The sequence below is a fragment of the Cobetia sp. LC6 genome (assembly GCF_030264805.1).
GTDB lineage: Bacteria > Pseudomonadota > Gammaproteobacteria > Pseudomonadales > Halomonadaceae > Cobetia.
On record NZ_JASSPL010000022.1, the window covers coordinates 1 to 12,341 of the forward strand.

Genomic DNA, 12,341 nt, shown 5'->3' on the forward strand with positions numbered 1-12,341 from the left:
TCCGTTGCTGGTATTCACGGTCACGTCTTGATCGATATACAGCGTTGCCTCACCAAGCTGATAAGTATCATACGTCGTGCCTTTGAACTCGGTCGTTGTCGCGGAGGATGTTGCCCCAGCCGCTTCCACGCTATCGCCTTCATCGCCATCGATGTACAGCTCGTTATCACCATCGGTGAGGTTCAATACCGTATCGGCATCGATTTTCAGGCTGGTGCCGGTCTCGCTGCTGGCCGAGATATCGAGCACTTCGATGTTTGTCATGACACTGGGCTCAGCCTGGGCGGACAAGGCGACGAGATCGATGCCTTTTCCTGTGCCATCGAAGCTGACGGTATCGATGTCAGCGCCACCCTCGATGGTGAAGTCCAGGCTGGAAGTGACGATCAGGTCATCACCCGCGCCGCCATCGAAGGTATTGCTGCCCGAATCGCCAATCAGCAAGTCATTCCCTGCGTTCCCGACCAGTGAGTCATCCCCCTCGCCCCCTCGAATGACATCATCAAAGCTACTGCCGATAAGAGAGTCATTGCCGGAAAGGCCAAATATGGTGCCTCCTTCGAGATTGGCTGAAATGTCGATTGAGTCATCGGTCAGCAGGCTACCAATAAAGGTATTGCTCTCGTCGATACCGTAGAACAAGGGATCATTGCCATCGAGCGCCTCTACACCTGCCAAGGAGGAGATGGCATCTGTGGTGCTGGCATCGTAGGCATCGGTTGCCGTGATGCTGTAGGCATCAAGTAGGTCGATGTTCGCCAAGTTGTATTGGGCAGCACCGCCATCATCGAACCCGATAGTCGCTAGGAATTGAGTGAGCGCCAGGTTGTCGATATTTCCACCGTCAGTCGCGGTAATGGTCAGCTCCGCGGTAGTGGCGAGTGTACCGATGATCCCGCCATTGCTACTTGTAACTGATAGACCAAGCGAAGTTGCCAGGTCGTTGTCCCAAGTGAATTGAGGATCAGTGAGCAAACCGCTCAGTGCACTGACATCCACAACTGCAGCGTAGTTGATCACGACTTCGCGCAGGTTGTTGTCGGGGTCTGCGACGAAGACCTTGTTGTTGGAAAGGTCAATCAGATCGAGTGCCTCGAGACCGACCAGGCCCAACAGCTCAGAATCCTGCAGGGTGACGATAGGGGCGGTATTGGTGACCGCGTCCAGGCTTTCCTCACCGACGAAGGTGATTTCCCCGGTCGCTGTGTCGCCATCACCATCCACGACCGTGACACTGACATCAGACTCATTGACCTCCGTGCCCACCAACAACTGCTCGCCGCTGATGAGAGAGTCGATGACCTCACTGCTCGTCAGGGTGCCACCAACGGTCAGATCGAGTCCATCGATATTGATGACCTGATTTGCGGACGCGGCAGGGGAAGCCGTCAATCCACCCTCTGTGTTGATATAGAGGACGGTCGCACCGGTTGCCGAGACATATTCGGCACTGATATAGCTCGCGAGGTTGTTGGTGGCGCTATCGACATAATAGGCCCCATTGAGCATATCGCGCAGATCAAGAATGTCCCCCGACCCGACGCCACCATTGTTGAAGTTGAGCACGGTGTCTATTGCCGCAGCAGAGACAGTGCCCTCATCACCGGACTCCCAACGAATAATATCGACGCCTGCTCCACCATCAAGCTCGGTATCGGAGCCAGAACCGCCAATCAGTAAGTCACTACCAGCGGCACCATAAAGTTTGTCAACGCCGCTGCCACCGCGCAGGATATTACTTCCACTTCCACCATTTAGTGTGTCGTTTCCAGCATATCCATAGAGGTTAGAGCCAGGTACAGAAGCATCTATTGAAGAATCATCATCATTCGTCCCCTCAACAACAGGTGAAGTATATCCTTCTGCAAGGATATCAGCGGTCAAGACCGTTGCATCAGCAGCGGTATTGGATTCCGCAGATAGAGAATCCGATGCAGTTATTACACTTGTCTCGAGTATTGAATTCAAAATGTTGTTTACGTTCAATACACCCAGTGTATTGAGAGAGTCGATGACACCACCCACCACTCCAGTCAGTTCAATCGTAAACTCAACGTTTGCAAGAATCTCGCTGGCTTCGAGATTGGAGATAGTGCCACCATCTGCATCCGTGATGGTGAGGTTCAGAATATTACCTACTTCAGTAGGAGCGACATTAAGGCCTAGCTCGTTTTCCAATGCGCTACTGAATGACCACTGGCTCTCTGCAATGATGCCATTGATGAGATCCTCTAGAGATATAAGAGTCACACCAAATGGATTAATGACCGTATCAAGCACTGCTGATATTGTGCCAAGCAGTTCCTCTATCGTGGTGTAGAGATTTGCCGTGCTTAGAGTTATTGATTCTAAGTTTCCTTCGGCATCATAGGCGCTGTAGAGCTGGTCGTTACTTAAGTCAACAATATCCAGCAAGTTGACACCGACGAGCCCAAGAACATCATCTGTATTCGACACATTGACGATAGGCCGCGTATTGGCTTCCTCTGTTGCGCTGAACTGGCCCTGGTGGCTGTAGCTATAGTCCCCTGAGTCGATATTCAGGCTGAAGGATTCACCGGAGAGCGTTTCGACCGCCAGAATGCCATCGACGATGCTGACAGTATCGCCAGCTTCCAGGCCAATCTCGGTAGAGGTACCGGTCACGTCCGCGTAGGTGCCATCATCAGAGACAGTGAATGTCAGGCCCTTGAACACGAAGGACTGCACCTGCCCATTTGCCGCATCAGCCCCAAACCCGAAGTCATCCTCACCATCGAAGATGGAGCCGGTGTAATCCGTATTCGAGCTCAGAGTCTCCACGACGGTACTTGCCGCAATCGTCGGTACATCATCAGTGATATCGATGTTCAAGGTACTGCTGGTGCTCGACGCGCCATCGCTAAGAGTGACAAGCACATCCACCGTGGATGACTCGGCATCTACCTGATCAATATTGCCGAGCAGTTCTGCGCTGTAGACAACATCCGTGCCATCCTCGGTGACGGAAACGACCATGATGGCCGTCGCAGCAGCGTTATCGACATCACTTGCCAGTGTGAGCGTGCGCCCTTCATCCGTGACGACCCATTCAAGTGCCTGGCCGTTGCTGGTGAGCGACTCGGTGGAGCTGAGTGAGAGAGTTGCCTCACCGCTGGTATCGGCGAATGTCTGAGTGCTGGCGACGGCGCCCGCCACAGAGGCGATCAGCGCTTCCGAGATCGTCAGACGGTTGGCATTGCCCAGATCGAGGAAATCGTCGCTCAGCTTGGTCGCCGTATCGGTCACGGCGGCCACATTCTCATTTCCCGCATCGTCCGTCACGGTCATGGACACGGTCAGCAGTCCCTCTGCCAGACCGGTGAGGTCTACGCCTGACACAGTCACTTCGCCCGCCGCCGAGACAGTGATGTTCTCGGTCGGGACGGTGACGGAGCCATTGTCGGTATCTGTGATCACAATCGTGAGATTGCTGCTGGTCAAGCCAGATTCGACAGTGCCTTCGAATGTCACATCTGTCGCTTCTGCAGCGTTGAGGTCATCCCCATCAGCATCCGTGAAGTTGATATCGCTCCCTGCCGGAGCAGTCGTATCGATGACGATGTCTTGACTCTCGATGGCGCCATCGTTGCCGGCGGCGTCCTGCACCTTGAGCTGCACGGTGGCAGAGGCGGTGAGATCGGTATCTACGTAGCTGACGGCAGTACCGGTCACGCTGTCGGTGATGTCGACCCAGGTGGTGCCATCGGTGCTGTAGAGCAGAGCTTCACCCGTGGCGAGCTCGGCACTCAGCGTGGCGGTGACCGTCAGGCCATCATCGTCATTAGTGATGAAATCATCGGCTGCGAGGCCAGTATCATCACTGATGGAGTCGATGGTGATAGTCGTTGTGGGGGCAGTGGCATCTATGGTCACTGTACCCAGATTGACTTCATTGCTGGCGTTGCCTGCAGCGTCAGTAATGACAGCTGAGGCGTTGTAGCTACTGCCATCGGTCAACGTGTCAGCCGGGATGGTCACAGCCACAGTGCCTGCGTCGATATCCGTTTCATCCAGCTCCACATCAGCAATAATCACATTGTCCGCATCATCTGTGTCAACCAAGGTGACCGTGGCCGTATCCCCTGCGACGGTATCCTCACTGAGCGCGACCTCGGCTTGCAGCCCATCTGTCAGCTCCTCGATATTCACGCCATTGAGGGCTTCACCAATCACTAGTGACGGCGGTGCGTCCGGCGCCGTGTTATCAACCGTCACAGCGCCCAGGTTCACGGCTTCGCTGACGTTGCCGGCGACATCGGTCTGACGAATCTGCACAACACCATCGGCATAGACACCTTCCTCCAGTGTGAAGTTGGTGCCGGTGCCATCGTTCCAAGTGCTGCCGCCGTCGAGGGAGTACTCCCAGGTCGCGTCGGTCTCGAGACCACTGACGGTGACTTCACCATTGCTGGTGATGCCGTCGTCGGTGATGTTGGTGTCGGTGGTCAGCGCGAGACCCGGATCGGCGATGGTGGTATCGACCGTCACCGCACCGAGGCTGACCTCATTGCTGACGTTGCCGGCGACATCGGTCTGACGGATCTGCACAACACCATCGGCGTAGACACCTTCCTCCAGTGTGAAGGTGGTGCCAGTGCCAGCATCCCAGGTGCTGCCGCCGTCGAGGGAATACTCCCAGGTCGCGTCAGTCTCGAGGCCACTGACGGTGACTTCACCATTGCTGGTGATGCCGTCATCGGTGATGTTGGTGTCGTTGGTGAGCGCAAGGCTCGGAGCGTCAGGCACCGTGAGGTCACTGGTGGTGGTGCCATCGGTCTCGAACGTATTGCCCGCCACATCGGTCACGGTCATCGAGACGGTGAGGGCGCCTTCCGTGAGCCCGGAAGTTGCAATGCTCAGGTCCAGACCGGTTACGGACAGATTGCCGGCACCGTCGACCGTGATGTCAGTCGTGTCGACGGTGATCCCGTTGGCCGGATCGGCGCTGTCAGTGATGGTGATCACGACATTGCTGCTGTCGAGGCCGGCCTCGATGCTGCCAGTCAGATCGACGGCGCTGATGTCTGCCAGATTGAGCAGGCCATCGTCACCGTCGACGAAGGCGATGCTGCCCGTTGGGGCGGTCGCATCGATCGTTACCGCACCGAGGCTGACCTCATTGCTGACGTTGCCGGCGACATCGGTCTGACGGATCTGCACAACACCATCGGCATAGCTGCCTTCGGCGAGAGTGAAGGTGGTGCCAGTGCCAGCATCCCAGGTGCTGCCGCCGTCGAGGGAGTACTCCCAGGACGCGTCAGTCTCGAGGCCACTGACGGTGACCTCACCATTGCTGGTGATGCCGTCGGCATCGAGCGTGTCGGTGGTCAGCGCGAGGGCCGGATCGGCGATGGTGGTATCGACAGTCACCGCACCGAGGCTGACCTCATTGCTGACGTTGCCGGCGACATCGGTCTGACGAATCTGCACAACACCATCGGCATAGACACCTTCCTCCAGTGTGAAGGTGGTGCCGGTGCCATCGTTCCAAGTGCTGCCGCCGTCGAGGGAATACTCCCAGGTCGCGTCAGTCTCGAGGCCACTGACGGTGATCTCACCATTGCTGGTGATGCCGTCGTCGGTGATGTTGGTATCGGTGGTGAGCGCCAAGGCCGGATTGGTGGGCTCAGTAGTATCGACGGTGAGCGTGAACTCGCCAGACGGCGCACTCTCGTTGCCGGCGGCATCTGTCGCGGTGACGCTGAAGGCATGCTCGCCATCGATGAGATCAGTGCTCGGGGTATAGCTCCAGGTGCCATTGGCATCGGCTGTCGCGCTATCAACGACTTCGCCGTTGTGGGTGATGGTGACGGTGCTACCGGCCTCGGCGCTGCCGGTCAGCGTCGGCGTCGCATCATTGGTGCTGTCGCCATTGGCAAGGGAGCCGGTCACGGCCGCCACGTTATCGGTGGCAGATGCGATGGTCGGCGCATTCGGGGCGGTGACGTCGGCATCTTCCGGCACCAGCAGGGTGTCGGAAACCGCGCTTTCATTACCTGCCGCGTCAGTGACGGTGGCAGTCAGCTCACTGCCGGCTTCCTGCTCCGGGGAGAGCTCAACCGAGAAGTTGCCTTCTGCATCGACGACCGCAGAGCCCAAGATGTCGCCAGCTGTGTTGGTGATCTCGATCGTGGTGCCCGCTTCACCGGTGCCGGCGACGGTGGTGCCATCGGTCTCAGACAGGGTTGGTGCATCAGGGGCGACAGTGTCGACGGTGAGCGTGAACTCGCCAGACGGCGCACTTTCGTTGCCGGCGGTATCGGTCGCGGTGACGCTGAAGACATGCTCGCCATCGGCGAAATCGGTCTCGGGCGTGAAGCTCCAGGTGCCATTAGCATCGGCGGTGGTGGTGCCAATCTCTTCACCATTGTGGGTAATCGTGACGGTGCTGCCGGCTTCGGCGCTGCCGGTCAGCGTCGGCGTCGCGTCATTGGTGCTGTCGCCGGAGGCGAGGGCACCGGTCACGGCTTCCACATCGTCCGTGGCGGAGGCGATGGTCGGGGTGTTGGGGGCAGTGACATCCGCAGCTTCCGGCACCACCAGGGCGTCGGAGACCGGGCTTTCGTTACCCGCGGCGTCGGTGACGGTGGCAGTCAGCTCAGCGCCGGCTTCCTGCTTCGGAGACAGCGTGATGCTGAACGTGCCGTCATCGGCAACAGTGCTGGTTCCCAGCAGATCGCCATCACCATTGGTGACTTCGACGGTGCCACCTGCCTCGGCGCTGCCGTTGACAGTGCTGCCATTGGCCGTCTCGCCATCGGTCTCGGACAGAACCGGCGCATCTGGGGCGACAGTGTCGACGGTGAGCGTGAACTCGCTAGACGGCACACTTTCGTTGCCGGCCGCATCGGTCGCGGTGACGCTGAAAACGTGATCACCGTCGGTGAGATCAGTGCTCGGGGTGTAGTTCCAGGTGCCATTGGCATCTGCTGTCACGCTATCAACGACTTCGCCGTTGCGGGTTATGGTGACGGTACTGCCGGCCTCGGCGCTGCCGGTCAGCGTCGGCGTCGCGTCATTGGTGCTGTCGCCGGAGGCGAGGGCACCGGTCACGGCTTCCACATCGTCCGTGGCGGAGGCGATGGTCGGGGTGTTGGGGGCAGTGACATCCGCAGCTTCCGGCACCACCAGGGTGTCGGAGGCCGGGCTTTCATTGCCAGCCGCATCGGTTGCCGTGGCTGTCAGAGTGCTGCCAGCTTCCTGCTCCGGTGAGAGCTCAACCGAGAAGTTGCCTTCTGCATCGACGACCGCAGAGCCCAAGATGTCGCCAGCAGTGTTGGTGATCTCGACCGTGGTGCCCGTTTCACCGGTTCCGGCGACGGTGGTGCCATCGGTCTCGGACAGGACTGGCGCATCCGGCGCAGCAGTATCGACGGTGAGGGTGAACTCGCCAGAGGCTGCACTTTCGTTGCCGGCGGTATCGGTCGCGGTGACGCTGAAGACATGCTCGCCATCGGCGAAATCGGTCTCGGGCGTGAAGCTCCAGGTGCCATTAGCATCGGCGGTGGTGGTGCCAATCTCTTCACCATTGTGGGTAATCGTGACGGTGCTGCCGGCTTCGGCGCTGCCGGTCAGCGTCGGCGTCGCGTCATTGGTGCTGTCGCCGGAGGCGAGGGCACCGGTATCGGCTGGTACATCGTCGGTCGCCGAGGTGATGGTCGGCGTGTTCGGCGCGGTAACGTCAGCATCGACCGGCACATCGAGTGCCGCGGACGCTGCGCTTTCATTGCCGGCCGCATCGGTTGCCGTGGCTGTCAGAGTGCTGCCAGCTTCCTGCTCCGGTGAGAGCTCAACGGAGAAGTTGCCTTCTGCATCGACGACCGCGGTACCCACCACATCATCGTTGGCATTGGTGATCTCGACCGTGGTGCCCGCTTCCCCGGTTCCTGCGACGGTGGTGCCATCGGTCTCGGACAGGACTGGCGCATCCGGCGCAGCAGTATCGACGGTGAGGGTGAACTCGCCAGAGGCTGCACTTTCGTTGCCGGCGGCATCGGTCGCGGTAACGCTGAAGATGTGATCACCGTCGTTGAGATCAGTGCTCGGGGTATAGCGCCAGGCGCCATTGGTGTCCGCCGTCACGCTATCAACGACTTCGCCGTTGTGGGTGATGGTGACGGTGCTGCCGGCTTCGGCGCTGCCGGTCAGCGTCGGCGTCGCGTCATTGGTGCTGTCGCCGGAGGCGAGGGCACCGGTCACGGCTTCCACATCGTCCGTGGCGGAGGCGATGGTCGGGGTGTTGGGGGCAGTGACATCCGCAGCTTCCGGCACCACCAGGGCGTCGGAGACCGGGCTTTCGTTACCCGCGGCGTCGGTGACGGTGGCAGTCAGCTCAGCGCCGGCTTCCTGCTTCGGAGACAGCGTGATGCTGAACGTGCCGTCATCGGCAACAGTGCCGGTGCCCAGCAGATCGCCATCACCATTGGTGACTTCGACGGTGCCACCGGCCTCGGCGCTGCCGTTGACGGTGCTGCCATTGGCCGTCTCGCCATCGGTCTCGGACAGGACTGGCGCATCCGGCGCAGCAGTATCAACGGTGAGGGTGAACTCGCCAGAGGCTGCACTTTCGTTGCCGGCGGCATCGGTCGCGGTAACGCTGAAGCTGTGATCACCGTCGTTGAGATCAGTGCTCGGGGTATAGCGCCAGGCGCCATTGGTGTCCGCCGTCACGCTATCAACGACTTCGCCGTTGTGGGTGATGGTGACGGTGCTGCCGGCTTCGGCGCTGCCGGTCAGCGTCGGCGTCGCGTCATTGGTGCTGTCGCCGGAGGCGAGGGCACCGGTCACGGCTTCCACATCGTCCGTGGCGGAGGCGATGGTCGGGGTGTTGGGGGCAGTGACATCCGCAGCTTCCGGCACCACCAGGGTGTCGGAGGCCGGGCTTTCATTGCCAGCCGCATCGGTTGCCGTGGCTGTCAGGGTGCTGCCAGCTTCCTGCTCCGGTGAGAGCTCAACGGAAAAGTTGCCTTCTGCATCGACGACCGCGGTACCCACCACATCATCGTTGGCATTGGTGATCTCGACCGTGGTGCCCGTTTCACCGGTTCCGGCGACGGTGGTGCCATCGGTCTCGGACAGGACTGGCGCATCCGGCGCAGCAGTATCGACGGTGAGGGTGAACTCGCCAGAGGCTGCACTTTCGTTGCCGGCGGTATCGGTCGCGGTGACGCTGAAGACATGCTCGCCATCGGCGAAATCGGTCTCGGGCGTGAAGCTCCAGGTGCCATTAGCATCGGCGGTGGTGGTGCCAATCTCTTCACCATTGTGGGTAATCGTGACGGTGCTGCCGGCTTCGGCGCTGCCGGTCAGCGTCGGCGTCGCGTCATTGGTGCTGTCGCCGGAGGCGAGGGTACCGGTCACGGCTTCCACATCATCCGTGGCGGAGGCGATGGTCGGGGTGTTGGGGGCAGTGACATCCGCAGCTTCCGGCACCACCAGGGTGTCGGAGGCCGGGCTTTCATTGCCAGCCGCATCGGTTGCCGTGGCTGTCAGGGTGCTGCCAGCTTCCTGCTCCGGTGAGAGCTCAACGGAAAAGTTGCCTTCTGCATCGACGACCGCGGTACCCACCACATCATCGTTGGCATTGGTGATCTCGACCGTGGTGCCCGTTTCACCGGTTCCGGCGACGGTGGTGCCATCGGTCTCGGACAGAACCGGCGCATCCGGCGCAGTGGTATCAATCGTCAGTGTGAACTCGCCAGACGGTGCGCTTTCGTTGTCGGCGTCATCGGTCGCAGTGACGCTGAAGACATGCTCGCCATCGGTGAGATCAGTGCTCGGGGTGTAGCTCCAGGCGCCATTGGTATCCGCCGTCACGCTATCAACGACTTCGCCGTTGTGGGTGATGGTGACGGTGCTGCCGGCTTCGGCGCTGCCGGTCAGCGTCGGTGTCGCGTCATTGGTGCTGTCGCCGGAGGCGAGGGCACCGGTGTCGGCTTCCACATCATCCGTGGCGGAGGCGATGGTCGGGGTGTTGGGGGCAGTGACATCCGCAGCTTCCGGCACCACCAGGGCGTCGGAGACCGGGCTTTCGTTACCCGCGGCGTCGGTGACGGTGGCAGTCAGCTCAGCGCCGGCTTCCTGCTTCGGAGACAGCGTGATGCTGAACGTGCCGTCATCGGCAACAGTGCCGGTGCCCAGCAGATCGCCATCACCATTGGTGACTTCGACGGTGCCACCGGCCTCGGCGCTGCCGTTGACGGTGCTGCCATTGGCCGTCTCGCCATCGGTCTCGGACAGAACCGGTGCATCCGGCGCAGTGGTATCGACTGTGAGCGTGAACTCGCCGGACAACGCACTCTCGTTGCCGGCGGCATCGGTGGCAGTGACACTGAAGACATGCTCGCCATCGGTGAGATCAGTGCTCGGGGTGTAGCTCCAGGCGCCATTGGTATCCGCCGTCACGCTATCAACGACTTCGCCGTTGTGGGTGATGGTGACGGTGCTGCCGGCTTCGGCGCTGCCGGTCAGCGTCGGTGTCGCGTCATTGGTGCTGTCGCCGGAGGCGAGGGCACCGGTGTCGGCTTCCACATCATCCGTGGCGGAGGCGATGGTCGGGGTGTTGGGCGGAGTCACGTCAGCGTCTTCGGGCACATCAAGTGCCGTGGACGCTGCGCTTTCGTTGCCGGCCGCATCGGTTGCCGTGGCTGTCAGAGTGCTGCCAGCTTCCTGCTCCGGTGAGAGCTCAACCGAGAAGTTGCCTTCTGCATCGACGACCGCAGAGCCCAAGATGTCGCCAGCAGTGTTGGTGATCTCGATCGTGGTGCCCGCTTCACCGGTTCCGGCGACGGTGGTGCCATCGGTCTCGGACAGGGTTGGTGCATCAGGGGCGACAGTGTCGACGGTGAGCGTGAACTCGCCAGACAGCGCACTTTCGTTGCCGGCGGCATCGGTCGCGGAAACGCTGAAGACGTGATCACCGTCGGTGAGATCAGTGCTCGGGGTATAGCTCCAGCTGCCATTGGCATCTGCCGTCACGCTATCAACGACTTCGCCGTTGTGGGTGATGGTGACGGTGCTGCCGGCTTCAGCAGTACCGCCCAGGGTCGGCGTGGTGTCATTGGTGCTGTCGCCGGAGGCGAGGGCACCGGTATCGGCTGGTACATCGTCGGTCGCCGAGGTGATGGTCGGGGTGTTGGGCGGAGTCACGTCAGCGTCTTCGGGCACATCAAGTGCCGTGGACGCTGCGCTTTCGTTGCCGGCCGCATCGGTTGCCGTGGCTGTCAGAGTGCTGCCAGCTTCCTGCTCCGGTGAGAGCTCAACCGAGAAGTTGCCTTCTGCATCGACGACCGCAGAGCCCAAGATGTCGCCAGCAGTGTTGGTGATCTCGATCGTGGTGCCCGCTTCACCGGTTCCGGCGACGGTGGTGCCATCGGTCTCGGACAGGGTTGGTGCATCAGGGGCGACAGTGTCGACGGTGAGCGTGAACTCGCCAGACGGCGCACTCTCGTTGCCGGCGGCATCTGTCGCGGTGACGCTGAAGGCATGCTCGCCATCGATGAGATCAGTGCTCGGGGTATAGCTCCAGGCGCCATTGGTATCCGCCGTCACGCTATCAACAACTTCGCCGTTGTGGGTGATGGTGACGGTGCTGCCGGCTTCGGCGCTGCCGGTCAGCGTCGGCGTCGCATCGTTGGTGCTGTCGCCCGAGGCGAGGGCACCGGTATCGGCTGGTACATCGTCGGTCGCCGAGGTGATGGTCGGCGTGTTCGGCGCGGTAACGTCAGCATCGACCGGCACATCGAGTGCCGCGGACGCTGCGCTTTCATTGCCGGCCGCATCGGTTGCCGTGGCTGTCAGAGTGCTGCCAGCTTCCTGCTCCGGTGAGAGCTCAACGGAGAAGTTGCCTTCTGCATCGACGACCGCGGTACCCACCACATCATCGTTGGCATTGGTGATCTCGACCGTGGTGCCCGCTTCACCGGTTCCGGCGACGGTGGTGCCATCGGTCTCGGACAGGACTGGCGCATCCGGCGCAGCAGTATCGACGGTGAGCGTGAACTCGCCGGACGGCGCACTTTCGTTGCCGGCAGCATCAGTCGCGGTGACGCTGAAGACGTGACCACCGTCGGTGAGATCAGTGCTCGGGGTATAGCTCCAGCTGCCATTGGCATCTGCCACGACCGTATCAACGACTTCGCCGTTGTGGGTGATGGTGACGGTGCTGCCGGCTTCGGCGCTGCCGGTCAGCGTCGGCGTCGCATCGTTGGTGCTGTCGCCCGAGGCGAGGGCACCGGTATCGGCTTCCACATCGTCCGTGGCGGAGGCGATGGCCGGGGTGTTCGGCGCGGTAACGTCAGCGTCTTCCGGCACCACCAGGG

The 12,341-nt window shown here is 60.9% G+C and carries 1 protein-coding gene; it reads right to left on the reverse strand.

The window, feature by feature from the left end:
* Positions 1–12,341, reverse strand: a 12,341-nt coding sequence (locus QQF40_RS16875; RefSeq protein ID WP_285462011.1) for an Ig-like domain-containing protein, incomplete at both ends; no start/stop codon positions are given.